The organism is Pseudomonas sp. BB438 (genome assembly GCF_057180225.1).
Window position 1 is genome coordinate 5,016,477 of sequence record NZ_CM170001.1, and the last position, 25,791, is coordinate 5,042,267.

The window sequence follows — 25,791 nt, forward strand, 5'->3', positions numbered from 1 at the left end:
GAGCGATGTCCACCGGAAGTACCACGAGCCTCGCGACTGCCGCCCTGTGCGGCAGCCTTCTGCTGAGCGGCTGCGCCAACCCGCTGCCGCAACGCAGCGAGCATGAAGAGCGCGTCGAGCGAAAACTGCTCGACCACAGCCTGCAGATCGATGTGGGCACGCCGGGCACCCTGGAACTGCCGCAGCGCCGTATCCGCGTGCAGGAACAGAAGACCTTCGAAGTCACCGAGTACGAGGTCACGCGCCGCTACGACCGCTACACACCCTACCAGGGCTGGCGCAAGGTGTACGAGATGCCACTGGGCGTCGTGGCCTTCGTCGGCGGCATCGGTGCGAATGTGGTGAATGTCTTCGCCCTCGGCAACCTGCCCGAAAGCGTCACCCGCGGCTGGATTCGCTACGGTATCGACGGCATGAACCCGTTCATGAACGTCGAGTCCAACGGCCGCGCCGAGCAGAACCTGGCAGCCATCGACGAAAAGCAGCGCGACAAGCGCACCGAATACTCCAGCCTGCCTTGGTCGGAGCGCCCGGTCACCGTTACCGCCGGCAAGAACTCCCAGGAGCTGCTAACCGATCGCCACGGCGTACTGCGCCTGAACCTGCTGGAAGGCCCCTTCAGCGACGACGAAGTCAGCCGTATCGGCCGCCTGCAGTTCAGCGTCCAGGATCCTTCGGATGACACCCGCGCCGATGCCAGCCTGCTGGTCAGCCGCTCCCTGCGCGGCAAGCTGCAGGAAGCCCACGCACTGATCTACGATGACCTGGAAGGCGATGACGTGCACCACTGGGTACACCGGGTGAAGCGCCTCTCAGACCTCGGCCTGGAAGAGGAAGCGAGCGAACTGGAACAGAGCCTGATCGAGCTGACCCGCAACGATCCGGAGCTGCAGAAGGAATTCCTCCACAGCCTGATGACCGACGCCGGTCGCCTGGCAGCGGACCCCGGCGTCAGCGACTGACGATTAGCGGCGAACGATGAAGCCGGTGATGCCCTGGGGCGTCATCGGCTTCAGTTCCACCGACACCACCTTGGCCTTCACCGGGCCGCGCGCCAGCCACTTCTCCAGCTCGCGCACTGCATCGTCCTCGCCTTCGAGCAGAAGCTCTACGCGACCGTCCTCGAGATTGCGCACCCAGCCATCGATATCCAGGCGTTCGGCCTGCTCCTGGGTGCTCTGGCGGTAGTAGACGCCCTGTACCTTGCCACTGATGTAGCCGTGCAGACAGATCCTGGCCATCACTGCTTCTCCTCACGCAATGCACTCAAGCGCGCCTGAAGGCCGGCGGCCGTCTGCTCGCCGAGCAACTGCTCGCGCATCTTGCCCTCAGAGTCGACGATATAGGTGACAGGCAGCGCTTCGCTGCGCGGCAGGCTAAAACGCGGTGCAGGGTCATCGGCCAACACGGTGTACTGCACCCCCAGCGCCTGAGATGCCTTCTCCAGATCCGCATCGCGCAGGCCGTCGAAGTTCACACCCAGCACTCGAAAGCCTTTCGTCTTGCCCTCCTCCGCCAGTTGGTTCAGCTCGGGAATTTCCTTGCGACACGGCGCACACCATTCGGCCCAGTAATTAATAACTAGCCGCTGGCCATCTATCTTCGCAGCGGGTACTTTCTGTCCATGCTGATCGGTGCCATAGTCCGCCGAGCAGCCGGCCAGGATCAGGCCGGCCATCAAGCCCATCACAATACGGAGCCGCACTCCCATGCCTTCAATCCTCGTGTATGCGGGGTGGTCATGATGCTCGATGCCCTGCGCCTGGAGGTGCCGGACATCCTCGAAGAAGATGCCGAGGCAATGAGCAATCTGGCGGTCAGGCTCCAGGAATCGCGGCAACAGCCACTGCAGGAAGGTTTGCAGAAGGCTCTGGGCACGCTGTTCCGCCTCAACCGATGCGCGCTGACCTTACTGGAAAGGCAACGCGCCCTGCAAAGCCTCAGCGAAGAATACCGGTATTACGAACGACTGATCCGCCAGGAAAAGACGCCGCCGGCGCTCTTCGTGCACTTCTGCAGTGAGCTTGCCGCCGGCTTCAAGCGCCTGCTCCTGCAAATCCTGCACGGCCGCAAGCCATCGCGGCCGCACATGGCCTGGTGCCTCTACATGGCCCAGCATTTCCTTGCCCAGGCCCTGCTGCGCCACTACCAGCAGTACCAGCAGCCGCCGGGCAGCCTGTGGCGTGACAGCCACCTGCTCTACTGGATCGGCGAGCATCAGGAATGCCTGGACGAACCGGTCGCGGCGGCTTTCGATCCGATCCCGGCCGGTACTCTGCGTGGCCTCTACCAACAGATCCTGCTGCTGGCCCTGAGCAACCCATTCCACCTGACCGAAGGCGAGGCACCGCAGTTGTTCATCGCCCTCGCGCCGCTGTCCGCGCTGGGCAGGCTGCTGCCCTGGGACGATGAGGAGCAGGAAGGATTCGTCCTCGACCTCGGTTCGGACCAGCCCTGCCTGGCCGCCGACCAGATCGCCGGCGCCCCCGCCGATCAGCTGCGTCGTCTGGAGCTGGGCGCACTGCTGATCGCACTGCATGATCCGGCACCCCTGCGTCGCCTGGACCAGTCCGCGCTGCTCGAGCGCGTCCGTCACCACTGGCTGGGGCACCAGACGCGTCGCCATGAGCGCGCCGAACAGCACGGCAGTTGCCGTATCGTGGTTGGCCTCCCAGCCATCCAGCAGCACCTGCTGGACAGCTCCGCCAGCCCGTGCCGAGAGGCAGCCCTGATGGATGCCAGTGCCGGAGGCGCCCGCATCCTCTGTGCCGGCCAGCACGCAGGACAGCTACCGGTTGGGCAGTTGCTGCTGATCCCCAGCAACGGCGGCACGCCCACCCTAGCAGTGGTGCGCTGGCGGCACCTCAACAGTGACGGCCTGCACCTGGGCCTGCGCTACCTGAAAGGCCTTCCCCGCCCGGTCTGGCTGCGCCGTGCACCTGACGCGCAGCGGCACCCCGGCGTCCTGCAGAGCACACCTGAGCCAGGCAACGGCTGGTACCACGGACTCTGGGTCCCCCAGGGGCAGTTCGTCGAAGGCGAGAATCTCTGGCTGCAACTGGCCAGCTTCGACAACCAGACCATCCTGCCGCTGCCCGTCGCCAACCTCAGCCCCCCCCTGGTAGCTCGCCACCCGCTGCGCCTGGCCTGATTGTCGATTTTGGGAGAGATGTCACAGGCAAGATCGGCAGTAAGCCCGAAATGTCCGGGGCTCGCCTCTCTATAATTCGAACGTTCGTTCTGACTCCCGGGACGACCTTCGCTCGCCGATCATTCAGCGGCCTTCAGAATGCGACTGGCGCCAAGTACGCCAGCCCTCATCGACAGGACAGCCAGATGCAGCCTACAGACCAGCTTGTCAGCAAGGTTCCCAGCCACATTGTCGCCAGCGCAAGGCCGGCCAATGCGGCCAACGGAGGACGGCTGGCTGACTTCAATGTCGCAGTCTGGCTACATTTGCCCGGCGTGGCGGAGCTGCCGGTGACGTTGTTGCTGAGCTACCGCGATGGTGAACGCAGCCGGGAAGTGGTGATCGACCATGGCACGGTCAACACGCAGAGCCGCATCCTGCTGTCAGGGGTAGCACGGCTACCGTTCTCCCAGCGGATCGAGGATGCGCAGATCAAACTGCGCACGGCTATTACCCTGTCGCGGGTAATCGCCGAAGAGGTCTTCATGCAGGCGGTGGAGCAGCAGTCAGGCGCAGCGCGCCCGGTGGCCACCAGCCTCTGAGGGATCAACCCAGCTGGCGTACCAGGGTCTCGTCCGAATCCTCGGACGCAACAGGCTCGGAGGCGTCCTTCGAGACGGACGGCAGCAGCGATTCGGGCCAGCTGCTGAACTGCAGACCAGTGATTCTATTCAACCGCTCCAGGGCGCTCGTCAGATCGCGCTGATGCAGGTGCACTACGTTGTTCTGGTCTTTTTTCATGGATTCACTGGCCTTGGAGGAACTTCTGAAGGACATCTGTGTCCTGAAACCTCCAAAGCCAGAACTGTGCCAATTCTGAAATAGCGAGAATTGGCGCATTTCCGAAGTGGTACAAAGCGGCGAAAGCATCAGATTCGCCGCAAACTGACGTTTTGTGTCACTCGGAATGTGACGGCTTCAACCATTTCGCCAGACTGTCACCGAACAGCTCCTGGCGATCCGCCTGGTAGCGCGCCAGCGTCTCCCGCAGTTCGGGATACCATGGCTCGTCCAACTCGGACGGCAGAGCCTCCAGGCACGGCAGCGGCCAGGGGCTGCGGTTGAGCAGGTGATGCAGGCTGTAGCTGCCCAGGTCACGGCACAGCACCCAGGCGGCAGTGGTCGAACCCGCGCGACAGACCAGTTGCTCGCCCTCGAGGAAATCCAGCACTTCCTCCCATTCATCCTCCGGCAGCAGCCAGCCAGCGCGGTGCAAATGCGCCAGGCGCGTCGGCAAGCCATGGCGCTGACGGTCGAAGAACACCCGCAGCACACCCAAGACCACCAGCAGGCGCGGCATCGCGCGATGGCGCCAGAGACGGGTCGAGGACAGGTTGCAGACCAGCTCCGCACCGAACAGCACGATCAGCCAGGACAGCCAGATCCACAGCAGAAACAGCGGCACCGTGGCGAACGCGCCATAGATCAGCTTGTAACCGGGAAAGAAGCTCACATAGAAGCCGAAGAGCGACTTGGCCGCCTCGAACAGGATCGCGGTAAATACTCCGCCAGCGAGCGCGTGCAGCACCGGCACTCGGGCATTGGGCACCGCGGCATAGATCAGGGTGAAGGCCGCCACACTGGCCAGGAGCGGCATGAACTTCAGCAGCATCGCCGCTCCCGGCAACGCATGGGGGCCGGAGAGCAACGACAGCGAGGTGACATAGGTGGAGACGGCAAAACCGGTCCCCAGCAACAGCGGCCCCAGGCTGAGGATCGCCCAGTACAGCAGGAAGCGGGTTACGCCTCGGCGCGGCTGACGCACGCGCCAGATCGCATTGAAGGCCTTCTCGATGGTCACCAGCATGGTGAACGCGGTGACCGCCAGGAACGCCACGCCCAGCCAGGTCAGGTGACGCGCCTGCACGGTGAAATTGCGCAGATAGGCCTCCACCGCCTCACCCGTGGAGGGTACGAAGTTGCGGAACACGAACAGTTGAATGCGCTCGCCCATGCCCTCGAAGGCCGGCACGGCAGAGAGCATGGCGAAGGTCACGGTCATCATCGGGACGACCGCGAACAGCGTGGTGTAGGTCAGGGCCGCGGCGCTGTTGGGCGCCTTGTCGGCCAGGAAGCGCTGGACCAGATAGCGGCCGAATTCGACCAGGCCCTGCAAGCGTTCGTGCATGAAGTGTCCTTTGGCTGCACTGAAAAAACCGTCCTCGTAGATCGCGGCGAACGACAGCGGTTCAGTCCAGTCCGAGGAGGCGGTTAGAATAGCCGCCACTTCATCGGCCTTGCGAGTCCCGGCACATGAGCCAGATTTCTATTTTCCACAATCCGCGCTGTTCCAAATCCCGAAGCGCTCTCGAATTGCTCGAAGAGCGCGGCATCCAGCCGACCATCGTGCGCTACCTGGAAACCCCGCCCAATGCCACCGAACTCAAGGCACTGCTCGGCAAGCTGGGCATTGGCGCGCGCCAGCTGCTGCGTACCGGCGAAGACGAATACAAGGAACTCGACCTCGCCAACCCGGCGCTGAGCGATGACCAGTTGATCGCGGCAATGACCCAGCATCCCAAGCTGATCGAGCGGCCGATCGTCATCGTCGGCGACAAGGCCGTGATCGGCCGTCCGCCGGAGAAGGTGCTGGAGATCCTGCCTTGAGCGCGCCCTACATCCTGGTCCTGTACTACAGCCGTCACGGCGCCACTGCCGAAATGGCGCGACAGATCGCCCGTGGTGTCGAGCAGGGCGGACTGGAAGCCCGCGTGCGCACGGTACCAGCCGTTTCCACCGAGTGCGAAGCCGTCGCCCCGGATATCCCGGCAGAAGGCGCGCTCTACGCCACCCTCGATGACCTGAAGGACTGCTCCGGCCTCGCCCTCGGCAGCCCGACGCGCTTCGGCAACATGGCGGCGCCCCTCAAGTACTTCCTCGACGGCACCAGCAGCCTGTGGCTGACCGGTGGCCTGGTGGGCAAGCCGGCCGCGGTGTTCACCTCCACCGCGAGCCTGCACGGCGGCCAGGAGACCACCCAGCTGTCGATGATGCTGCCGCTGCTGCACCACGGCATGCTCATCACCGGCATTCCGTACAGCGAACCGGCCCTGCTGGAAACCCGCGGCGGCGGCACGCCCTATGGCGCCAGCCACTTCGCCACCGCCGATGGCAAGCGCAGCCTGGACGAACACGAAATCATCCTGTGCCGCGCGCTCGGAAAGCGCCTGGCCGACGTCGCCCGCAAACTGGAGAGCTGAATGGCCCGCAAGAACAAACCGCTGCCACCCATGGAGTGGCTCAAACCCCGGCTGGCCGCCAGCCGCGCGGTGGCCCTGGGCAGCTTCATCGGGCTGATCCTGCTCATCGTCATCTGGGACCTACTGTTCGCCGACGCCCATGGTGGCGCGCACTGGGTGCCCTGGGTGTTCCTGGGCTTCAAGCTGCTGCCACTGCTGGTGGTGGCGCCGGGCATTCTGATCGGCAGCGCGCGCGGCCACGCCTGGGCGTGCTACGTGATCAACCTGTACTTCATCCTCGGCGTGCTCAACGCCTTCGATCCCAACCACGCCATCTTCGGCTGGGCGGAGATCATCCTCAGCGTGTCGCTGTTCTGTTCGGCGCTGATGTACACGCGCTGGCGCTTCCAGTACGACCGCAAGCTGGCGGGCGAAGGTCAGTAAATGCAGCGGGAAGCGACGAGCGCCTGATCCGGGATTCAGGGAAGCCGGGGCCTACCAGCCCATGGTTTCCTTGAGGAAGGGGATGGTCAGCTTGCGCTGGGCCTGCAGCGAGGCCTTGTCGAGCTCGTCGAGCAGGTCGAAGAGGAACTGCATGCTGCGCGCGCCGCGGGTGAGGATGAAGCGCCCCACTTCGTCGGTCAGGTGCAGGCCACGGCGCGAAGCGCGCAATTGAAGGGCGCGCAGCTTCTCGTCGTCGGTCAGCGGGTGCAGCTGGAAGATCAGCGAGAGGGTCAGGCGGGATTTCAGGTCCGGCAGCTTTACCCCCAGCTCCCGCGGCGACACCGAGGCCGACAGCAGCAGCTTGCGACCGGAATCGCGCAGGCGATTGAACAGGTGGAACAGCGCTTCTTCCCACTCGCGCTTGCCGGCCAGGGCGTCGAGATCGTCCAGGCAGACCAGTTCGCGCTGCTCGAGGTTGTCGAAGATTTCCGGACCGTAGGCCACCAGGTCCGCCATCGGCAGGTAGACCGACGGCTCACCCAGCTGCTCGGAACGAATGCAGGCGGCCTGCAACAGGTGACTGCGGCCCACGCCCTCGGCACCCCAGAGATAGATCAGGCTTTCAGTCCACCCCGCCTCGGGCTCGCACAGGCGCTCGACATAGCCGAGCGCCGCGGCATTGGCGCCGGGGTAGTAGTTGGCGAACGTTGCGTCATCGCGCAGTCGTACGCTGAGTGGGAGCTGCATAGGAGTCATGCCGGGCCGGGCGTTTCTTCAATCGCTTGGGGTGGGCCTTGGTGACCGAAAGTTTATCCAAATCAGAAGGATAACGCAGCTACCACGTGCGACTCAGCGCCACTGGCGCCTGGAAGCGGGGCTTTGCCCACCTCCAGGTGGCTCGTCACCAGTGGAAGCGCAGGGTGTTCTGCTTCGGCACGGCCGCATTCGGCACCGGCTGGCCATTGGCGTCGACCGCGGGCTGCACCGGCTCGGCCGGGGCTTCCTGCAGGCGGGCCAGGGCCAGTTGCGCACGCAGTTGCTCGGCGCTGGCAGTGACCTGATAGATCAGATTGCCACCCTGAACCTCGACCAGCTTGGCTCCCATCGGCTCCAGCAGGCGCGAGACTTCCGCATAGCGGGCCAGGTCGGCGCCTTCGATCTGCAGGACCTGGGCCGACGCCGAGCCTGCGGAAGCGACGAAGCGCTGCGACAGGCGCTGGGAGACGCCCAGCATCACCGCATCGGCCAGTGCGTCCGGGGTGTCGCCCTGGGCCTGGCCCTGTTCACGGCTGTCGCCCATCCAGACGCGCCAGGTGGCGGTCCACTTGCCGTCGGTTTCCTTGGCATCCACCGCCAGCAGCGCGTCGGCGCCGTAGCGCTCGGAAGCGGCCTTCAGCGCGTCAGGCTGGGCGGCGTTGAGGTTCTCGGCCGTGCCGACCTGCTGTTCGCCGAGATCGGCCATCGGCAGGCGCAGCGGCAGGCCGCGACGCTGGGCGGCGCGGTTCAGCGGCGCGGAGGCTTCCTGGCTGTCGCCGACCAGGCTGCTGCCGTTGGCGCTTTCGTTCAGCCACCAGGCCAGCACGCTCGGGCGACTGGCGCCCCAGACCGGCAAGCCGGCCTGGCGCAGGGCGTTGTCGGTGGCGGTCGGATCGAAGTCCACCACCAGCGCCATGGGCGGACCGTTCTCGAAGCCGTACTGGCTGATCAACTGCTGCGGGTCCTTAAAGTACCCGGCCAACGCCGGGTTCTGTGCAGCGCTGGCGTTGCCGGTCAGGCGCAGCACCAGGGTCTGCAGGGCGCGGGTCAGGCCGGCATTGCGTTCATCCGGCTGCTGGGAAGCGACCGGTTCGTGCACCTGGTACAGGTTGCCCAGCGTTTCAGCAAAGGACGGCAGGCTGAACAACGACAGGCAGAGGATCAACAGGCGGGCGGTCAGGCGCATGGCGGGCTCTCGCGGCGAAAACGAAGATGCCAGCGCGCAACGAGCTGGCAAGGAAAGGCCTATACCTTAAACAGCCGTCCGGCCAGCGGCAACAGCGCGAGATGGCCGCTGCCGGGCAAGCCTGATAAAATCCCGCGCCTCCCGCGCAGGCCGGGAAGCGCGAACGGCGCACCCGGCGGCAAGACGAATCATCCCTTCTATAGGCCTGGATTTATGAGCAACAAGCAACCCTCGTTGAGCTACAAGGACGCCGGTGTGGACATCGACGCCGGCGAAGCCCTGGTCGAACGCATCAAAGGCGTCGCCAAGCGCACCGCGCGTCCGGAAGTCATGGGCGGCCTGGGTGGCTTTGGCGCTCTGTGCGAAATCCCGGCCGGTTACAAGCAGCCCGTACTGGTCTCCGGTACCGATGGCGTCGGCACCAAGCTGCGCCTGGCGCTGAACCTGAACAAGCACGACAGCATCGGCCAGGACCTGGTCGCCATGTGCGTGAACGACCTGGTCGTCTGCGGCGCCGAGCCGCTGTTCTTCCTCGACTACTACGCCACCGGCAAGCTGAACGTCGACGTGGCCGCCACCGTGGTCACCGGCATTGGCGCCGGTTGCGAGCTGGCCGGTTGCTCCCTGGTCGGTGGTGAAACCGCCGAAATGCCGGGCATGTACGAAGGTGAAGACTACGACCTGGCCGGCTTCTGCGTCGGCGTGGTGGAAAAGTCCGAGATCATCGACGGTTCGAAAGTGGTCGCTGGCGACGCCCTGATCGCCCTGCCCTCCTCCGGCCCGCACTCCAACGGCTACTCGCTGATCCGCAAGATCATCGAAGTCTCCGGTGCCGACATCGAGTCCACCCAGCTGAACGGCAAGCCCCTGGCCGATCTGCTGATGGCCCCGACCCGCATCTACGTGAAGCCGCTGCTGCAGCTGATCAAACAGACCGGCGCGGTCAAGGCCATGGCCCACATCACCGGCGGCGGCCTGCTGGACAACATCCCGCGCGTCCTGCCGGACAACGCCCAGGCCGTGGTTGACGTGGCCAGCTGGCAGCGCCCGGCGGTCTTCGACTGGCTGCAGGAGAAAGGCAATGTCGACGAGACCGAAATGCACCGCGTGCTGAACTGCGGCGTGGGCATGGTCATCTGCGTCGCCCAGGATCAGGTCGAAGCGTCGCTGAAAGCCCTGCGTGACGCCGGCGAGCAGCCGTGGGTCATCGGCCGAATCGATGCGTGCGCCGCCGACGCCGAGCGCGTGGTCCTGAACAACCTGAAAGGCCACTGATGTCCACACCTTGCAATGTCGTGGTGCTGATTTCCGGCTCCGGCAGCAACCTGCAAGCCCTGATCGACAGTCTCGCTGGCGGTGACACGCCGGCAGCGATCCGCGCGGTGATCTCCAACCGCGCGGACGCTTACGGCCTGGAGCGTGCGCGCCAGGCCGGCATCGAGACCTGCTTCCTCGACCACAAGTCCTATGCCGACCGCGAAAGCTTCGATGCGGCGCTGATCCAGGCCATCGACGGCTTCGACGCCGACCTCGTGCTGCTTGCCGGGTTCATGCGCATCCTCAGCGCGGACTTCGTACGTCACTACCAGGGTCGCCTGCTGAACATCCATCCGTCCCTGCTGCCCAAGTACAAGGGCCTCCACACCCACCAGCGCGCGCTGGAGGCGGGCGACGCCGAGCACGGCTGCAGCGTGCACTTCGTCACCGAGGAACTTGATGGCGGTCCTCTGGTCGTACAGGCGGCAATCCCGGTAGAGTCTGACGACACGCCGGAAACGCTGGCGCAGCGCGTTCACGTGCAGGAACATGTGATCTATCCGCTGGCCATGCGCTGGTTCGCCGAAGGCCGGGTACGGCTGGGTGAACAAGGCGCCACGCTGGATGGGGAGCTTCTGCCCGCATCCGGCTATTCGTACCGAACCTAGGAGATTCGCGATGCGTAGAGCCCTGCTGTTCCTGATGGCTGTACTGACTCTGCCGGCACAGGCTTTCGAGCTGAAGCCGTTCGAGGCCAGCTACACCGCCGACTGGAAACAGATGCCGATCAGCGGGACCGCCTCCCGCAGCCTCAAGCAAGGCGACGGCGGCCGCTGGGAACTGGATTTCAAAGCGTCCATGCTGCTCGCCAGCCTCACCGAGACCAGCACCTTCAAGGTCGAGAACGACACGTACCTGCCGCTGACTTATCGCTGGGCCCGCGAAGGCCTGGGCAAGAACAAGCAGACCGAGCTCGATTTCGATTGGGCCGAGAAGCAGGTGCTGGGCAGCGACCGTGGCGACCAGGTGCGCCAGCCGCTGAACAAGGGCCAGCTGGACAAGTCCACCTACCAGCTTGCGCTGCAGCATGACGTGGCCGTCGGCAAGAAGGCCATGAGCTACCAGGTGATCGAGGGTACCGATACCGATACCTACGACTTCCGCGTGCTTGGCGAGGAGAAGGTCCGCACCCAGGCCGGCCTGATCACCGCGATCAAGGTGGAGCGCGTGCGCGACCCCACCAAGAGCAACCGCAAGACCATCCTCTGGTTCGCCAAGGATTGGGACTTCCTCCTCGTGCGCCTGTACCAGCAGGAGTCCGACGGCAAGGAATACCAGATCATGCTCAAGGAAGGCACCGTGGGCGGCAAGGCTGTCCAGGGCGAGAAAGGCTGATCCTTCAGCGCACAAGAAAAGCCGGGCGATGCCCGGCTTTTTTATTGGCCGCTCACTGTGGCGTACAGCTCTTCGCAGGACGGAGGGGGACGCCTCAGTCCTTGCTCGCGAACAGCGTCTCCCAGCGACATCGGTGCTGGGCGGTTCGCAAGCAATAACATGGCACCCCTCGCTCCTACAGGTCCTCCGCCACGAGTGGTGCAGAAACGAAAAAGCCGGGCATCAGCCCGGCTTTTCCTTGCCTGCAGGATCAGGCTGCGTATCAGCCTTCGCTCGACGGCTTGCGCTTGAAGCGGCGAGCGATCCAGCCGATGGCCAGGGCCGGGACGATCCACAGCTTCTTCAGCAGGACCAGCAGGGTGGCGAACAGGCCAACTTTGGCGGCGACCTTGCCGGCGATCAGCGCGCCCAGGCCATAGGCAGCGACCTTGTCGACGCTGGGGTTGAAGTCGACGTAGCGGCTGCCCGGGTTGAACTCGGTCATCGCCAGCACCTTGCCGACGTTCTGCTCGATCTCCGGCAACTGCTCCATACCCGCGACGAAGTTCAGCACCAGCACGCCCTTGCGGCCCAGCGCGCGGATGTTGTAGTTCAGCGTGTGCTCCTTGGCATCACCGAACTGCAGTTCCTTGGCCCAGTAGAGCTTCTTCTCGGCGGCATCGTAGTGCGGCGGGGCGGCCCAGCCGATCAGCTGGATCTTCTCGAAGCCCTGCTGCTCGCGCTGCGGGTTGGCCTCCTTGAGATCGTCCTGCATGTCCTTGAGCATCTCGGCGTAATCGATCTTCGCCGCGTCCTCGTCAGAGACGTAGCCGCTCTCCTCGTACTCCACGGTCACCGCCCAGGACTCGGCAGCGAAGGGCGACACGCCGGCCGGCATCAGCATGCCCAGCGGCGGCTCGGAGCTGGGCGGATTGCCCCAGGCTTCCAGTACGCGCTCGGCATCCTTGCCGTCGAGGAAGACGAAATTGTCCGGCAGATCGAAGGTGGCGAGGTTATCGCCGACCACGACCTTGCCCTTCTGGAAATGCAGGCTGGCGACGAAGGTCTCCGGCGACATCTCCTCGTCCGACTCGGCGGCGGGAGCAGGTACAGCAGCGGACGCGGGGGCTTCGCTCTGGCTTGAGGTAGTAGGAGCGGCGAACGCCGGGGCGGCGACTGCCTGCGCGAGCAAGGCAGCCAGGAAGAGGGCTTTGCCATCCATAGGGTGAATCTCCTGAATCGTATCCATGACATCGACGGCCAATTGCTGTGCCGCCGGGCGCGAATTGTCGCACTCCCACGCCGATGCTGTAACAGGAAATTTCTCTACCGCCTGATGTGGCGCACAGAAAAGCCGGGCCTCGCCCGGCTATCGCAAGCGTTCGGCGACTCAGGGCTGGCTGGCGATGGCCTTCTCGATCGCCGCTTTCAGCTCGGGATCATCCGGCTTGGTCAGGCTGGAAAATTCCGCCACGACCTTACCCTGACGGTCCACCACGTACTTGAAGAAGTTCCAGCGCGGCGCCTGGTCGGCCTGGGCGGCGAGGTCCTTGAACAGCGGAATGGCCTCGTCGCCACGCACGTGCTGCACCGAGGTCATGTTGAACGTCACGCCGTAGTTGCCGTAACAGATCTTCGCCGTCTCGGCGGCGTCGGCGTCCTCCTGCTTGAAGTCGTCGGAAGGCACGCCGAGCACTTCCAGGCCTTGCCCCTTGTACTGCTGGTAAATCGCTTCCAGCCCCTTGAACTGAGGGGTGAAGCCACAATGGCTGGCCGTGTTCACCACCACCAGCGGCTTGCCGGCATACAGCTCGCACAGGTCGAGGACGTCCTTGGAGCGTAGCTTGGGCAGTTCGCCCTGGGTCTTGAGCAGTGCCGGACAATCGGCAGCCTGGGCGGCCATCGGCAGCAGCAGAGCCAGGGCGAGCAGGGAAAGGCGTGAATGCATCGTGGGAATCCTCCGGTGATCAGGCAACGCTACCCCGCGCGCCGGGGCTCAGCAACTGCCCATGCCCAGTTGCATCAACGCCAGCCCACCACGCTGCCAGCCCCACCAGGCGAGGCCGGCGATTGCCAGGCCGAGACCCAGCACCAGCGCGGCCATCACGGGCCGATTCACGCAGCCCCCAGCGCGGCACGCTCTACCGGGCGCTCGCGTACCGGCCAGTTGAGCAGGCCGGCCAGCAGGCTGAGAAGAATGGAAATCTGCCAGACCAGGTCGTAGTTGCCCGTGTGGTCATACACGTAGCCACCCAGCCAGCCGCCGAGGAAGGCGCCGATCTGGTGGAACAGGAAGGTGATGCCGCCGAGCATCGACAGGTTGCGCACGCCGAACAGCGTGGCGACCGTGCCGTTGGTCAGCGGCACGGTGGACAGCCAGAGCAGGCCCATGGCGATGCCGAAGGCGTAGGCCGTCCAGACGCTCAGCGGCGCCCAGATGAAGGCAACGATCACCACGGCGCGCAGCAGGTACAGGCCGGTGAGCAGCCGGGGCTTGCTCATCCGCCCGCCGAGCCAGCCGGCGAAGTAGGTGCCGAACACGTTGAACAGCCCCACCAGCGCCAGCACCGTGGTACCGACGGTGGCGGGCAGATGTCGGTCCACCAGGTAGGCCGGCAGGTGCACGCCGATGAACACCACCTGGAAACCACAGACGAAGAAGCCCAGCGACAGCAGCCAGAAACCGGAGTGCCCGGCCGCCTCGCGCAACGCCTCGCCGAGCGTCTGTTCATGGCCCTGCATGGGCAGCGGCTTGTCGCGCATCAGCACCGCCAGCGGCACGATGAAGGCCACCAGCAGGCCCAGCGCCAGCAAGGCGGCGGACCAGCCCAGCCAGCCGATCAATCCGAGGGTGCCCGGCAGCATGGCGAACTGGCCGAACGAGCCGGCGGCGGCCGAGATGCCCATGGCCATGCTGCGGCGCTCCAGCGGTACCGCGCGGCCGACCGCGCCGAGAATCACCGAGAAAGAGGTGCCCGACAGGCCGATGCCGATCAGCAGACCAGCGCTCATCGACAGACTGAAAGCCGAGTCGGAATAGCCCATCAGCACCAGGCCGACGGCATAGAGGATGCCGCCCACCAGCACGGTGCGCATGGCGCCGAAGCGGTCGGCGACCGCGCCGGTGAACGGCTGGGCGATGCCCCAGATCAGGTTCTGCAGGGCGATGGCGAAGGCGAAGGTCTCGCGCCCCCAGCCGAATTCGGCACTCATCGGCGCGAGGAACAGGCCGAAGCCATGGCGGATGCCCAGGGACAGGGCGAGGATCAGGGCGCCGGATACCAGTATCCAGAACCCCGTGCGCGACAGCTTCGACATCGTTTGCTCCTGCACGGGTATATACCCGCTTTTATTCGTTCTTCTACTTTGCACGCAGGCCGCCGCTAGCTCTCCAGCGCGGCCAGTTCATCCAGCAAGGCTTCCAGCTGACGGCGCTTCTCGTCGCCCAGGTGCGAAGCCACGTCCTGCTGCGCGGCGTCCCAGGCATCCCGACCCCGCACGATACGTTCGAGCCCCGTCGGCGTCAGTACCACGATCCGGTTGCGCTGATCCTCGCCCTCTTCCAGCTTCACCAGGCCATCGGCCTCCAGCGGCTTGAGGTTGCGCCCCAGCGTGCTGCGATCCAGGCCCATGGCATCGGCCAGGTCGGAGATGCTCGGCTGCTCCAGGCGCGACAGGTGCCGCAGCAGGGAGAATTGCGCAGTAGTCAGCCCGACACCCTTCAAGGCATCGTCATAGACGCGGGTCACGGCGCGGGCGGAGCGGCGCAGTTTGGTGCAGAGGCATTGGGTGGTCAGCATGGATACGTGTATATACCCGCAACTCCAGCTCGGTCAAGCGACGGTCATTGGCCGGCGCGACCGATTGTCCCATCTGCCAGCGGGTGGCGTTGACGCAGCCAAGGGCATCACCGGGCACCGGTCGTATAACTGCGGCCATCCAGCCCCGCGCTTTCGGCGGGGCGCATCACGGTCCGAGGTCCCCGATGCCCGTCTACAAAGCTCCGCTGCGCGACACCCGCTTCCTGCTCAACGAAGTCTTCGATTTCCCCAGCCACTACCAGAACCTGGTCAACGGCGGCGAAGCCACGCCGGACATGGTCGACGCCATCCTCGGCGAGTGCGCCAAGCTCTGCGAGGAAGTGATCGCCCCGCTCTACCACAGCGGCGACGAGGAAGGCTGCCACCTGGAAAACGGCGAAGTGCGCACGCCAAAGGGCTTCAAGGAAGCCTACGACGCCTACGTCGCCGGCGGCTGGCAGGGCCTGTCGCACCCGGTGGAATACGGCGGCCAGGGCCTGCCGATGAGCCTCGGCGCGCTCAAGCAGGAAATGATGGGCACCGCCAACTGGCCCTTCTCGATGTACCCGGGGCTGTCGCTGGGCGCGATGAACACCGTGATGCAGCACGGCACAGAGGAACAGAAACAGACCTACCTCACTCCGCTCACCGAAGGCCGCTGGGGCGGCACCATGTGCCTGACCGAGCCGCAGTGCGGCACCGACCTGGGCCAGGTGAAGACCCGCGCGGAAACCAACGCCGACGGCAGCTACGCGATCACCGGCACCAAGATTTTCATCTCCTCCGGCGAGCACGATCTCACCGAGAACATCGTGCACATCGTTCTCGCGCGCCTGCCCGACGCGCCCAAGGGCACGCGCGGCATCTCGCTGTTCATTGTGCCGAAGTTCCTGCCGGGTGAGGGCGGCAGCCTCGGCCCGCGCAACGGCGTGACCTGCGGCGCGCTGGAAAAGAAGATGGGCATCAAGGCCTCGGCCACCTGCGTGATGAACTTCGACGGCGCCACCGGCTACCTGATCGGCGAGCCGAACAAGGGCCTGGAGTGCATGTTCACCTTCATGAACAGCGCGCGCATCGGCACCGCCATCCAAGGTGTCGCCACCGCCGAGCTGGCCTACCAGGGAGCCCTCGCCTACGCCCGTGAGCGCCGCTCCATGCGCGCCCTCTCCGGCACCAAGGAGCCGGGCGAGATCGCCGACAGCCTGATGCACCACGGCGACGTGCGTCGCATGTTGCTGACCCAGAAGGCCGTGGCCGAGGGCGGCCGCGCGTTGATCTACCTGGCCACCCAGTACGCCGACAAGATGATCCAGGGCCTGCTGACAAACGACAACGCCGAGTACGACCGCTGGGACGACAAGCTCGGATTCCTTACGCCGATCCTCAAGGGCTGCCTGACCGAACTGGGGCTGGAGAGCGCCAACCTCGGCATGCAGGTGTTCGGCGGCCACGGCTACATCAAGGAGCATGGCATGGAGCAGATCGTCCGCGACGCGCGGATCGCCACGCTCTATGAAGGCACCACCGGCATCCAGGCGCTGGACCTGCTCGGCCGCAAGGTGCTGCTGATGACCCAGGGCAAGGCCGTGCGCGACTTCACCCGGCAGGTAGCGACGTTCGCCGTGGAGCTGCTCAAGCAGGAGCCGGCCATGCGCGGCCGGGCGCTGACGCTGCTGAAACTCTGCGCGCAATGGAACCTGCTGACGATGCGCATCGCCCTCACCGCCCGCAAGCAGCTCGACCTGGTGAGCACCGCCAGCCACGACTACCTGATGTTCTCTGGCTATGCCGCGCTGGCGTATTCCTGGGCGCTGCAGGAAGCCGCCGCGCGCAGGCGCCTGCGCCAGGGTGGCAGCGAGTCGAGCGACTTCTACAAGGCGAAGATCGCCACCAGCGACTTCTACTTCGCTCGCCTGCTGCCGCGCGCCAAGAGCCATGCGGCAGCGATGGCGAAGCCGGTGCGGTCGATCATGGGCCTGAAGACGGAGCATTTCGCCTTCGATTGAACGTTCGATGCGAAGTGCAACCCTCTCCCCCGCCCTCTCCCTGAAGGGAGAGGGAGCCGTTCGGAGTTGCCGGCGAGGAAAGTGTGTCGCTTGATGCCGTACAGTCCCCTCTCCCTTCAGGGAGAGGGTTAGGGAGAGGGAAAAAACTCAAGCGCCGCGACGAAATTCCCGCGTAATGCCGGCGTGCTTTTTAGAGCGCCAGTGCCACCAGCACCACGCACTCGATCATTTCCAGCATCGCCCCGGCGGTATCTCCGGTGGTGCCGCCCAGGCGGGAAATGAAGCGGCTGCGCAGCCAGACGAACACCACCAGCGCGACCACCAGCGCCAGCATGCCGGTAAGCCCCGCCAGCACCATCAACGCAGCGTTGGCTGCCAGCATCCACGGCATCGCGACGCGCGGCAGGTGATCGGCCAGCGCCTGGCCCAGCCCGCCCTTGCGCGCATAGTCGGTGGTGAAGAACAGCAGCGGCAGCGCACAGCGCCCCAGCCAGGGCGCCAGCAGCAGGCCCCAGTGCTGGTGATTGCCAAGAATGGCGGTGATCGCCGCGAACTTCAGCAGCAGCAACAGCACCAGCGCAACGACCGCTGCCGGGCCGCAACGCGGGTCCTTCATGATCGCCAGGGTGCGTTCGCGATCACCCAGCCCACCGATCCAGGCATCCGCGGTATCAGCCAGGCCGTCGAGGTGCAACGCGCCGGTGAAGGCCACCCACACCAGCAGGATCAGCGCGGCCTGCAACAGCAGGTGCACGCCGCTGAGCAGTTCGCCCATGGCGAACAGCACGGCACCGATCAGCAGGCCCACCAGCGGGTAGTACAGCGTGGCGCGGCCGAACTGCTCCGGCGTCGGCATGTGGGCGAAGCGCACCGGCAACCGGGTGAGGAACTGCACCGCCACCAGCGGCAGCAGCCAGTCGCTGAGTTGGGCGGCGCGCGCGTCCGCCCCGCTCTGCTCGACGGGCTCGGTTGCCGCTTGCTCGCGTTCCGGGTGTGGAGTGGTCATCAGGGGCTCGACTCAGGGTTGCGCCGTGTGGATATGCCAGCCGTCGCCCGTGCGCGTCACGTCCAGCGCCATGCGTTCGCCGTGGGCTACCACCACTTCCAGCAAGCGTTTCGCTGGCAGGCCGCTGGCCAGGGCGCCGAACAGGCGCATCACACCGCCGTGGGTGACGACCAGCACGGACGATCCGGCATGCGCCCGGTAGACCCGCTCCAGCGCCGCGAAGACGCGGGACTCGAAGTCGCCCATAGCCTCGCCACCCGGCGGCGGAAAGGTGTAGGGATCGGTCCAGAAACGCTCCAGAGCCACAGGATCGCTCTCCATCAGCTTAGCTGGCGAAATGCCTTCCCATTCGCCGAAATCCAGCTCCTGCAGGCCGGGTTCGAAACCCAGCGGCAGGCCGTGACGCACCGCCAGCTCCTCGGCAAACGCCGCGCAACGCTGCAGAGGCGAGCTGACCAGCGCCGACCAGCGGCACTCATCGCCCAGTGCTCCACGCATCTGCGCCCAGCCGGTTTCGGTCAGCGCATCGTCCAGGCGGCCGCGAAAACCACCGCCGCGCTCGGTCTCGCCGTGGCGCAGCAGTTCCAGGCGCAACGTCATGCAGGGCGGTCCGACACCGCGGCCTCGGCGAAGGTCGCCATGCCCGAGTGCAGGCGACATGCCTGACGCAGCAGCGGCACCGCCAGCGCCGCGCCGCTGCCCTCGCCCAGGCGCAGGCCGAGGTCCAGCAACGGCTGCGCGTCGAGCGCGGCCAGGACACGGTTATGCCCCGGCTCGGCACCGGCGTGGGCGAACAGCAGCCAGTCGCGGCAACCGGGATTGAGGTGCGTGGCGCACAGCGCCGCCGTGGTGCAGATGAAACCGTCCACCAGCGCCGGGATGCCTTTCTGCGCGCAGGCGAGATAAGCGCCCGCCAGCGCGGCGATCTCGAAGCCGCCCAGGCGGCACAGTGCCTCGAAGGGCTCGTCGCAATGGACGCGGTGCAGCGCCAGCGCGCGGTCGATCACCCCGACCTTGCGCGCCACGCCCTGGGCGTCCAACCCGGTGCCGGGGCCGACCAGCGCCTGAGCCGGCTCATCCAGCAGGGCACAGGCCAGGGCCGCGGCGGAACTGGTATTGCCGATGCCCATCTCGCCACCGATGAACAACTCGGCACCCGCCTGCTGCGCGCGGCGCACGGATTCACGGCCGGCTTCCAGCGCAATCAGGCACTGGGCAGCAGTCATCGCCGGCTCTTTGGTGAAGTTCGCGGTGCCGGCACCGACCATCACGTGCAGCACCCCCGGCAGCGGTTCCAGCGGCGTCGCGGTGCCCAGGTCGATCACTTCCAGGCGCGCATCGAGGTCACGGGCCAGCACGCTGATCGCCGCACCACCGCGCACGAAGTTGCGCAGCATCTCGACGGTCACCGCCTGCGGGTAGGCCGACACGCCTTCGGCAACCACGCCGTGGTCACCGGCAAACAGCGCGATCCAGAGGTGTTCCAGGCCCGGTCGCTCGCGGCCCTGCAGGCCAGCCAGGCGAATGGTCTCCTCTTCCAGCCGGCCCAGCGCACCACGCGGCTTGGTCAACTGGTCCTGGCGTGCGGCGGCCTTGTCCTGCGCCACGCGGTCGATCGGCTGGGTGCCTTGCAGCCACCATTGCAGACTCATAACGCTTCCCCCTTCAGCACCATGGGCAGGCCGGCAACGGTGAACACCACGCGCTCGCTGACCTCGGCCAGGGACTGGTGCAGCCAGCCGGCCTCGTCGACATATCGGCGGCTGAGCTCACCCATCGGCACCACGCCCAGCCCGGTTTCGTTGCTGACCAGGAGGATTCTCCCGGGCAGTTGCGGCAGCACGTCCAGCAGCGCATCGATCTCGCCGCGCAGACGCCAGCCGTCTTCATGGATCAGCAGGTTGGTGACCCACAGGGTCAGGCAGTCCACCAGCACGCAATGCTGCGGCGCCGCCAGGCGCTCCAGCGCATCGGCCAGGGCCAGCGGCTCCTCTACCAGCCCCCAGTGATCAGGGCGACGCTCGCGGTGCTGGAGGATGCGCGTGGACATCTCACCGTCGCCGGCCTGCGCCGTGGCGACATAGGTGACCGGCCAGCCGCTTTCCAGCGCCAGGCGCTCGGCCAGGCGGCTCTTGCCCGAACGGGCGCCGCCGAGGATCAGTTCAAGCATGTTGCCTCCACGCAAACGTCGACCTGCAGGAGCCAGCGTGCTCCTGCGAAAAGCTACAGCCCGCACAGCGACTTCAGCCGCGCGGTATCCAGGTGCGCCTCGATCTGGTCGGCCAGGCGCTCGATGTCACGTTCACGCAGGGCGTGGTAATCGATGCGCTGCACGTCGCGCAGCCCGGCCCAGCGCAGTAGCGCCGAGCAGGAGGTGGTGGACTCGAACAGCCCGTGCAGATACGTCCCCATCACCTGGCCGTCGGCACTCAACGCGCCATCCGTGCGGCCATCGCTCAGGCACACGGCAGGACTCGCCAGCGCGGGGCCTTCGGTGACGCCAGCATGAATCTCGTAGCCGCTCACCGCAGCGTTCTCCAACGCCAGCTGGCCGCTGACGTTGCGCAGTTGTTTCTCCGGCGCCAGCACCGTGCGGAAATCCAGCAGGCCGAAACCGTCACTCTCCCCCGCCGCGCCTTCCAGGCCATGCGGGTCGGCCAGGGTACGACCGAGCATCTGCAAGCCGCCGCAGATACCCAGCAGCTTGCCACCGTAGCGCAGGTGACGACGGATCGCCTCTTCCCAGCCCTGCGCACGGAGGAACGCCAGGTCCGGGCGCACGCTCTTGGAGCCGGGCAGGATGATCAGGTCCGCCGGCGGGATCGGCTGGCCGGGGCCGACGAAGGTCAGCTCCACCTGCGGGTGCAGGCGCAGCGGATCGAAGTCGGTGTGATTGCTGATGCGCGGCAGCACCGGCACCACCACGCGCAGGCGCTCGCCGGTCTTGGCAGACTGGCGGGTGTCGATGGCGTCCTCGGCTTCCAGGTGGAAGTCCATCAGGTACGGCAGCACGCCGAGCACCGGCACGCCGGTACGCTCCTCCAGCCAGTCGAGGCCGTTCTGCAGCAGCGCGATGTCACCGCGGAAACGGTTGATGACGAAGCCCTTTACCCGCGCCCGCTCGCTCTCGCTGAGCAACTCCAGCGTGCCGACCAGGTGGGCGAACACGCCGCCTCGGTCGATGTCGGCAATCAGGATCACCGGGCAGTCCACCGCCTCGGCGAAGCCCATGTTGGCGATGTCGTTGGCGCGCAGGTTGATCTCCGCCGGCGACCCCGCTCCCTCCACCATGACCACCGGATACTGCGCACACAGGCGCTGGTGGGACTCGAGTACCGCCTGCATCGCCACGCGCTTGTAGTCGTGGTAGGCCACGGCGTTCATGCTCGTCACCGCGCGACCATGGATGATCACCTGGGCGCCGGTGTCGCTGTTGGGCTTGAGCAGCACCGGGTTCATGTCGGTGTGCGGCGCCAGGTGGCAGGCCTGCGCCTGCACCGCCTGGGCGCGGCCGATCTCGCCGCCGTCGGCGGTCACCGCGCTGTTCAGCGCCATGTTCTGCGGTTTGAACGGCACGACCGCCACGCCCTGTCGGCGCAGCCAGCGGCACAGCGCGGTCACCAGCGTGCTCTTGCCAGCATCCGAGGTGGTGCCTTGCACCATCAGAGTCGTGCCCTGCCCCCTCAGGGTCGCGCGCTGCTCGCCGCTCACCGCAGGCTCTCCATCTGATTGAAGGTGCGCAGGCCATGCTCCAGGCGCTCCCAGCCCTTCTCGTCGGGCGGCAGGCCGAAGCGGAGGCTGGCGGGCGTCTCGAACAGCCGCACGAGAATGCCCTGACGCGCCAGGTGATCGCGCAGCGCATGGGCGCGCATCGACACCACCCATTGGAACAATGCCGTGCCGCCCTGCGGGGCGAAGCCATGCTCGCCGAGCAGCCCGGCCATGCGCCGGCTGGCGTCATGCAGGTCACGGCGGCGCTGGATCTGTTCCTGGAGCTCGCCCAGCACCGCCTGCGCGACCCAGCGCGTCGGTCCGCTCACCGCCCAGGGACCGAGCAGTTTCGCCAGGCTGTCCAGCAGGCGCTGTTCGGCGAAGGCGAAGCCCAGGCGGGCACCCGCCAGGCCGAAGAACTTGCCGAAGGAGCGCAATACGATCAGACCCGGACGGCTCGCGCAGCTCGGTGCCAGGCTGTGCTCGGGCGTGCAGTCCATGAAGGCTTCGTCCACCACCAGCCAGCCGCCGCGCTCCTGCAGGCGCGCATGCCATTCCAGCAGCACGCCGGCCTCGATGCGCCGGCCGGTGGGGTTGTTCGGGTTGACCACCACCAGCACGTCGAAGCGCTCCAGGTGATGGGGAACTTCCTGGTCGCTGACTTCGCGCAGGATGTGCCCGGCGGCACGCCAGGATTCGGCGTGCTCGGCATAACAGGGCGAAACCACGCCGACCTTGCCCGGGCGACGCAGGCGCGGCAGCAACTGGATCGCCGCCTGGCTGCCGGGCAGCGGCAGCAGCTTCTCGGCGCCGTAGTAACGGCGCGCGGCAGCTTCCAGGCCGTCGCTGTCCTCGGGCAGGCGCATCCATGCTGCTGTCGGCACGCTGGGTAGCGCCCAGGGCCAGGGCGAAATGCCGGTGGACAGGTCCAGCCACTCGGCGAGCGGAATGCCGTATTGCTGCGCCGCTTTGCGCAACCGACCGCCATGTTCGAGCATCAGAGCACTCCCAGAATGAGGATGACCACCAGCCACAGCAGCACGCCCTGGCGCACCAGGGCCAGCGCGCGCCAGATGTCCACGGCGGTCGGCGCCGGGCCTTCGCCCAGCTGCGGGCGCTCATGGAGTTCGCCGTGGTAGCGGGCGGACCCACCGAGCGATACGCCCAGCGCACCCGCGCCAGTCGCCATCACCGGGCCGGCGTTGGGGCTGTCCCACTGCGGTGCCTGCGTGCGCCAGCAGCGCAGGGCAAGACGGGTGTGGCCGAGCAACGCGTAGGTGAATGCCACCAGGCGCGCCGGAAGGTAGTTGAGTACATCGTCGATCTTCGCCGCGGCCCAGCCGAAGCGTTCGAAGCGCGCGTTGCGGTAGCCCCACATGGCGTCGAGGGTGTTGCTCAGGCGATAGAGCACCACGCCCGGCGCGCCGGCGACGACGAACCAGAACAACGCGGCGTACACCGCATCACTGCCGTTCTCCAATACCGATTCGGTGGCGGCGCGGGCCACGGCGGTGTCGTCCAGCTCGGCGGTTTCGCGGCTGACCACGTAGCCCACGCGCAGGCGTGCTTCGTTCAGGTCACCGGCGCGCAGGGCCAGCGCTACCGGCTCGGCGTGCTCGCCCAGGCTGCGCAGGCCCAGCGCGGCGTAAAGCGCCAGCACCTGCACGACCCAGCCGACATAGGGCAGCAGGCTGAGCAGCAGCGCGATCAGGGTCAGCGGGATGACGGCGATGATCCAGGCGGTGACGCCGTGGCTGCGCCAGCCGAGGCCGGGAGTGTCCTTGCCGGCGTCGGCGCGGGAACGATTGAACCGCCGCTCCAGCCGATCCGCCAGGCGCCCGAAGGCCACCAGCGGATGCCAGCGCTTCGGCTCACCGAACAGGGCATCCAGCGCAACGCCGAGGACGCTCAGCAGGGCCAGGCTCATGGCTGTTCTCCCCAGTGGTTCTCGTACAGCAGTTCACCGAGTGCGCGCGGTTGGCGCCAGCCTTCCAGGGCCAGCATGGGCGCCGGGTAGAACTCGCTGACCGGTCCGAGGCAGATCACCGCCACCGCCTCGGCACCGACCGGCAGGCCAAGCAAGTCGCCCAGCGCAGCCGGGTCGAACAGCGATACCCACCCCATGCCCAGGCCTTCGGCGCGCGAGGCCAGCCACAGGTTCTGGATCGCGCAGGACAGCGAGGCCAGGTCCATGTGCGGCAAGGTGCGGCGGCCGAAGACGTGCGCCTCGCGGCCATCCATCAGCGCGGCCACCAGCACTTCGGCGCAATCGAGCACGCCCTCGACCTTGAGCCGCATGAACGCGTCGGAACGCTCGCCCAGTGCCTCGGCGGTGCGCACGCGCTCCTCCTCCACCAGACCGTGGATTGCCTGACGCAGCGCCCGCGAGGTGACGCGGATGAACCGCCACGGTTGCATCAGCCCGACGCTGGGCGCCTGGTGCGCCGCTTCGAGCAGGCGCGCGAGCAGTTCGGGCGCCACTTCGCCCCCACTGAAGTGGCGCATGTCGCGGCGCTCGGCGATGACGCGGTAGAGCGCGGCGCGCTCTTCAAGGCTGTAGGCGTGCTCGGTCATGGTTTCAGCAGGGCGACTGCGGCATCCGGATCGGACGGCAGGTAGAAGTGGATGTAGGAGGCGGTAAGCCGGCCACGGCGGAACACCGCTTCGGCCACGGGCTTGTCGTTGGGACAGACACCACGAGCCAACGGCGCTTCGCTGCTGGTCAGCAGCGAGTGGTGGAAGGTGTGTCCGCGCAGGGTGCCTTCGGGCAGCGCCACCGCCTGCAGCGCCAGCGCGGCGAGACGTTTCTGCATGCGTGCTTCGCCCGGCAGCAGACCGAGCAATTCGGCACGCTCGCCGGCCACGTCGGTCAGCGCGTCGAGCAGATAGAGCATGCCGCCGCATTCGGCGAGGATCGGCTTGCCCATCTCATGGTGGGCGTGGATCGCCTGGGCCATAGCGCGGTTCTCGGCCAGCGCCTGCAGGTGCAGTTCCGGGTAGCCGCCCGGCAGGTAGAGGCTGTCCACGTCCGGCAGCGCTTCATCGCGCAGCGGCGAGAAGAACACCAGCTCGGCGCCCAGCTCACGCAGCAGGTCGAGGTTGGCCTGGTAGAGGAAGGCGAAGGCGTTGTCCCGCGCCACGCCGATGCGCACGCCATCGAGGCGGGAAGACTCGCTGCGCGGTTCGGGCGCGGCAAAGCTCACCGGCAGCGGCAGTTCGGTGCTCGCGCTGGCGGCCAGGGCATCGGCAGCGGCGTCCAGGCGGACGTCGAGGTCGGCCAGCTCATCAGCCTGCACCAGGCCGAGGTGGCGGCTGGGCAGTTCCACGTCGGTATCGCGCGGCAGCGCGCCATACCAGCGAATCCACTCCGGCAGGCTGTCGCGCACCAGGTCGCGGTGACGCTGGCTACCGATGCGGTTGGCAAGCACGCCGGAGAACGGCAGGTCGCTCTGGTAGGTCGCCATGCCAACGGCCATGGCGCCGAAGGTCTGCGCCATGGACTGGCCGTTGATCACGGCCATCACCGGCACATCGAAGCGACGCGCCAGGTCGGCCGCCGAGGGCGAGCCGTCGAACAGGCCCATCACGCCTTCGATGAGGATCAGGTCGGCCTCGCCGGCCGCTTCCCAGAGCAGGCGACGACTGTCGTCCTCACCGACCATCCACAGGTCCAGCTGGTAGACCGGCGCGTCGCTGGCGCGGGCGAGGATCATCGGATCGAGGAAATCCGGGCCGCACTTGAACACCCGCACCTTGCGCCCGAGGCGGGTGTGCAGGCGCGCCAGGGCGGCGGTCACGGTGGTCTTGCCCTGGCCGGATGCAGGGGCAGCAATCAACAGTGCGGGGCATTGGCGCGAGGTCATCGGGCACGCTCCGCCACAA

The 25,791-nt window shown here is 66.6% G+C and carries 30 protein-coding genes; 10 read left to right on the top strand and 20 right to left on the bottom strand.

Features of this window, described 5'->3' with window-relative positions:
- The first annotated feature begins 5 nt into the window (after positions 1 to 5).
- The gene (locus AC1ZV1_RS23060) at positions 6 to 962 is read left to right on the top strand and encodes a hypothetical protein (RefSeq protein WP_484293781.1); all 957 of its coding nucleotides are present in this window, start codon (positions 6 to 8) and stop codon (positions 960 to 962) included.
- A 3-nt stretch (positions 963 to 965) separates the two neighbouring features.
- Here the strand turns inward: AC1ZV1_RS23060 and AC1ZV1_RS23065 are convergent, their stop codons facing one another.
- Both AC1ZV1_RS23065 and AC1ZV1_RS23070 read right to left on the bottom strand, forming a co-directional pair.
- Complete coding sequence (locus AC1ZV1_RS23065; RefSeq protein WP_484293782.1) at positions 966 to 1,241, bottom strand: acylphosphatase; 276 nt, start codon at positions 1,239 to 1,241, stop codon at positions 966 to 968.
- Positions 1,241 to 1,711 (bottom strand): TlpA disulfide reductase family protein, encoded by a 471-nt coding sequence (locus tag AC1ZV1_RS23070; RefSeq protein WP_484293783.1) that lies wholly within the window; start codon positions 1,709 to 1,711, stop codon positions 1,241 to 1,243. The genes AC1ZV1_RS23065 and AC1ZV1_RS23070 overlap by 1 nt, the downstream gene beginning before the upstream one ends.
- Before the next feature lie 30 nt (positions 1,712 to 1,741).
- Between AC1ZV1_RS23070 and AC1ZV1_RS23075 the strand changes: the two genes are divergently transcribed.
- On the top strand, positions 1,742 to 3,151 hold the full coding sequence (locus AC1ZV1_RS23075; RefSeq protein WP_484293784.1) for a PilZ domain-containing protein: 1,410 nt from the start codon (positions 1,742 to 1,744) through the stop codon (positions 3,149 to 3,151).
- A gap of 185 nt (positions 3,152 to 3,336) precedes the next feature.
- Positions 3,337 to 3,732, top strand: coding sequence for a hypothetical protein (locus AC1ZV1_RS23080; RefSeq protein ID WP_484293785.1), 396 nt, complete (start codon positions 3,337 to 3,339; stop codon positions 3,730 to 3,732).
- Between the two features lie 4 nt (positions 3,733 to 3,736).
- On the opposite strand, the gene AC1ZV1_RS23085 is transcribed toward AC1ZV1_RS23080, so the two are convergent.
- Entirely contained in the window at positions 3,737 to 3,967 is a 231-nt protein-coding gene (locus AC1ZV1_RS23085) for a hypothetical protein (RefSeq protein ID WP_484293786.1), read from the bottom strand.
- Between the two features lie 121 nt (positions 3,968 to 4,088).
- On the bottom strand, positions 4,089 to 5,318 hold the full coding sequence (locus tag AC1ZV1_RS23090) for a YihY family inner membrane protein (RefSeq protein ID WP_484293787.1): 1,230 nt from the start codon (positions 5,316 to 5,318) through the stop codon (positions 4,089 to 4,091).
- Between the two features lie 125 nt (positions 5,319 to 5,443).
- Here AC1ZV1_RS23090 and arsC point away from each other — a divergent pair, with 125 nt between their 5' ends.
- Genes arsC through AC1ZV1_RS23105 form a run of 3 tightly spaced genes read left to right on the top strand, consistent with a single transcriptional unit; the run spans position 5,444 to position 6,813 of the window.
- A complete protein-coding gene (arsC, locus tag AC1ZV1_RS23095; RefSeq protein WP_484293788.1) occupies positions 5,444 to 5,797 on the top strand; it encodes an arsenate reductase (glutaredoxin) in 354 nt (117 codons plus the stop codon).
- Positions 5,794 to 6,390, top strand: coding sequence for an NAD(P)H:quinone oxidoreductase (gene wrbA / locus AC1ZV1_RS23100; RefSeq protein WP_484293789.1), 597 nt, complete (start codon positions 5,794 to 5,796; stop codon positions 6,388 to 6,390). The genes arsC and wrbA overlap by 4 nt, the downstream gene beginning before the upstream one ends.
- Positions 6,391 to 6,813, top strand: coding sequence for a DUF2069 domain-containing protein (locus AC1ZV1_RS23105; RefSeq protein WP_484293790.1), 423 nt, complete (start codon positions 6,391 to 6,393; stop codon positions 6,811 to 6,813).
- Between the two features lie 51 nt (positions 6,814 to 6,864).
- On the opposite strand, the gene hda is transcribed toward AC1ZV1_RS23105, so the two are convergent.
- Both hda and AC1ZV1_RS23115 read right to left on the bottom strand, forming a co-directional pair.
- Positions 6,865 to 7,569 (bottom strand): DnaA regulatory inactivator Hda, encoded by a 705-nt coding sequence (gene hda / locus AC1ZV1_RS23110; protein ID WP_024764559.1) that lies wholly within the window; start codon positions 7,567 to 7,569, stop codon positions 6,865 to 6,867.
- 145 nt (positions 7,570 to 7,714) lie between these two features.
- Positions 7,715 to 8,755, bottom strand: a complete 1,041-nt coding sequence (locus tag AC1ZV1_RS23115) for a DUF2066 domain-containing protein (RefSeq protein ID WP_484293791.1) — start codon at positions 8,753 to 8,755, stop codon at positions 7,715 to 7,717.
- Positions 8,756 to 8,968: 213 nt separating this feature from the next.
- On the opposite strand from AC1ZV1_RS23115, the gene purM reads away from it, so the two are divergent.
- The 3 genes from purM to AC1ZV1_RS23130 are packed head-to-tail and all read left to right on the top strand — an operon-like array spanning position 8,969 to position 11,407.
- Positions 8,969 to 10,030: a phosphoribosylformylglycinamidine cyclo-ligase gene (gene purM / locus AC1ZV1_RS23120; RefSeq protein ID WP_236171633.1), complete on the top strand. Its 1,062-nt coding sequence runs from the start codon at positions 8,969 to 8,971 to the stop codon at positions 10,028 to 10,030.
- Complete coding sequence (purN, locus tag AC1ZV1_RS23125) at positions 10,030 to 10,680, top strand: phosphoribosylglycinamide formyltransferase (protein WP_484293792.1); 651 nt, start codon at positions 10,030 to 10,032, stop codon at positions 10,678 to 10,680. The genes purM and purN overlap by 1 nt, the downstream gene beginning before the upstream one ends.
- Before the next feature lie 10 nt (positions 10,681 to 10,690).
- Complete coding sequence (locus AC1ZV1_RS23130) at positions 10,691 to 11,407, top strand: DUF3108 domain-containing protein (protein WP_081520136.1); 717 nt, start codon at positions 10,691 to 10,693, stop codon at positions 11,405 to 11,407.
- A gap of 262 nt (positions 11,408 to 11,669) precedes the next feature.
- Here AC1ZV1_RS23130 and AC1ZV1_RS23135 read toward each other — a convergent pair whose 3' ends face one another.
- The 5 genes from AC1ZV1_RS23135 to AC1ZV1_RS23155 all read right to left on the bottom strand — a co-directional run bounded on the left by AC1ZV1_RS23135 (position 11,670) and on the right by AC1ZV1_RS23155 (position 15,186).
- Positions 11,670 to 12,608 carry a DUF2167 domain-containing protein gene (locus AC1ZV1_RS23135; protein WP_484293793.1) on the bottom strand — a complete coding sequence of 313 codons (939 nt, stop codon included), beginning with the start codon at positions 12,606 to 12,608 and terminating at the stop codon, positions 11,670 to 11,672.
- A 168-nt stretch (positions 12,609 to 12,776) separates the two neighbouring features.
- Positions 12,777 to 13,334, bottom strand: coding sequence for a glutathione peroxidase (locus AC1ZV1_RS23140; protein ID WP_484293794.1), 558 nt, complete (start codon positions 13,332 to 13,334; stop codon positions 12,777 to 12,779).
- A 48-nt stretch (positions 13,335 to 13,382) separates the two neighbouring features.
- Positions 13,383 to 13,505 carry a hypothetical protein gene (locus tag AC1ZV1_RS23145; protein ID WP_484297687.1) on the bottom strand — a complete coding sequence of 41 codons (123 nt, stop codon included), beginning with the start codon at positions 13,503 to 13,505 and terminating at the stop codon, positions 13,383 to 13,385.
- Positions 13,502 to 14,695, bottom strand: coding sequence for an MFS transporter (locus tag AC1ZV1_RS23150; protein ID WP_484297615.1), 1,194 nt, complete (start codon positions 14,693 to 14,695; stop codon positions 13,502 to 13,504). The genes AC1ZV1_RS23145 and AC1ZV1_RS23150 overlap by 4 nt, the downstream gene beginning before the upstream one ends.
- A gap of 74 nt (positions 14,696 to 14,769) precedes the next feature.
- On the bottom strand, positions 14,770 to 15,186 hold the full coding sequence (locus AC1ZV1_RS23155) for a MarR family winged helix-turn-helix transcriptional regulator (protein ID WP_484293795.1): 417 nt from the start codon (positions 15,184 to 15,186) through the stop codon (positions 14,770 to 14,772).
- Between the two features lie 185 nt (positions 15,187 to 15,371).
- On the opposite strand from AC1ZV1_RS23155, the gene AC1ZV1_RS23160 reads away from it, so the two are divergent.
- Positions 15,372 to 17,192 carry an acyl-CoA dehydrogenase C-terminal domain-containing protein gene (locus AC1ZV1_RS23160; RefSeq protein ID WP_484293796.1) on the top strand — a complete coding sequence of 607 codons (1,821 nt, stop codon included), beginning with the start codon at positions 15,372 to 15,374 and terminating at the stop codon, positions 17,190 to 17,192.
- Between the two features lie 190 nt (positions 17,193 to 17,382).
- On the opposite strand, the gene AC1ZV1_RS23165 is transcribed toward AC1ZV1_RS23160, so the two are convergent.
- From AC1ZV1_RS23165 to AC1ZV1_RS23205, 9 genes are all read right to left on the bottom strand, one after another.
- Positions 17,383 to 18,105, bottom strand: coding sequence for an adenosylcobinamide-GDP ribazoletransferase (locus tag AC1ZV1_RS23165; RefSeq protein ID WP_484297616.1), 723 nt, complete (start codon positions 18,103 to 18,105; stop codon positions 17,383 to 17,385).
- Between the two features lie 105 nt (positions 18,106 to 18,210).
- Complete coding sequence (cobC, locus tag AC1ZV1_RS23170) at positions 18,211 to 18,798, bottom strand: alpha-ribazole phosphatase family protein (protein WP_484293797.1); 588 nt, start codon at positions 18,796 to 18,798, stop codon at positions 18,211 to 18,213.
- Complete coding sequence (cobT, locus tag AC1ZV1_RS23175; protein ID WP_484293798.1) at positions 18,795 to 19,850, bottom strand: nicotinate-nucleotide--dimethylbenzimidazole phosphoribosyltransferase; 1,056 nt, start codon at positions 19,848 to 19,850, stop codon at positions 18,795 to 18,797. Before cobT ends, cobC begins: the two co-directional genes overlap by 4 nt.
- A complete protein-coding gene (gene cobU / locus AC1ZV1_RS23180; RefSeq protein ID WP_484293799.1) occupies positions 19,847 to 20,368 on the bottom strand; it encodes a bifunctional adenosylcobinamide kinase/adenosylcobinamide-phosphate guanylyltransferase in 522 nt (173 codons plus the stop codon). Before cobU ends, cobT begins: the two co-directional genes overlap by 4 nt.
- A 53-nt stretch (positions 20,369 to 20,421) precedes the next feature.
- Positions 20,422 to 21,861, bottom strand: a complete 1,440-nt coding sequence (locus tag AC1ZV1_RS23185) for a cobyric acid synthase (protein WP_484297617.1) — start codon at positions 21,859 to 21,861, stop codon at positions 20,422 to 20,424.
- Between the two features lie 44 nt (positions 21,862 to 21,905).
- Positions 21,906 to 22,907: a threonine-phosphate decarboxylase CobD gene (cobD, locus tag AC1ZV1_RS23190; protein ID WP_484293800.1), complete on the bottom strand. Its 1,002-nt coding sequence runs from the start codon at positions 22,905 to 22,907 to the stop codon at positions 21,906 to 21,908.
- Complete coding sequence (cbiB, locus tag AC1ZV1_RS23195) at positions 22,907 to 23,836, bottom strand: adenosylcobinamide-phosphate synthase CbiB (RefSeq protein ID WP_484293801.1); 930 nt, start codon at positions 23,834 to 23,836, stop codon at positions 22,907 to 22,909. Before cbiB ends, cobD begins: the two co-directional genes overlap by 1 nt.
- Complete coding sequence (bluB, locus tag AC1ZV1_RS23200) at positions 23,833 to 24,483, bottom strand: 5,6-dimethylbenzimidazole synthase (RefSeq protein ID WP_484293802.1); 651 nt, start codon at positions 24,481 to 24,483, stop codon at positions 23,833 to 23,835. Before bluB ends, cbiB begins: the two co-directional genes overlap by 4 nt.
- Positions 24,480 to 25,772: a cobyrinic acid a,c-diamide synthase CobB gene (locus AC1ZV1_RS23205; protein WP_484293803.1), complete on the bottom strand. Its 1,293-nt coding sequence runs from the start codon at positions 25,770 to 25,772 to the stop codon at positions 24,480 to 24,482. The genes bluB and AC1ZV1_RS23205 overlap by 4 nt, the downstream gene beginning before the upstream one ends.
- Positions 25,773 to 25,791 lie beyond the last annotated feature (19 nt).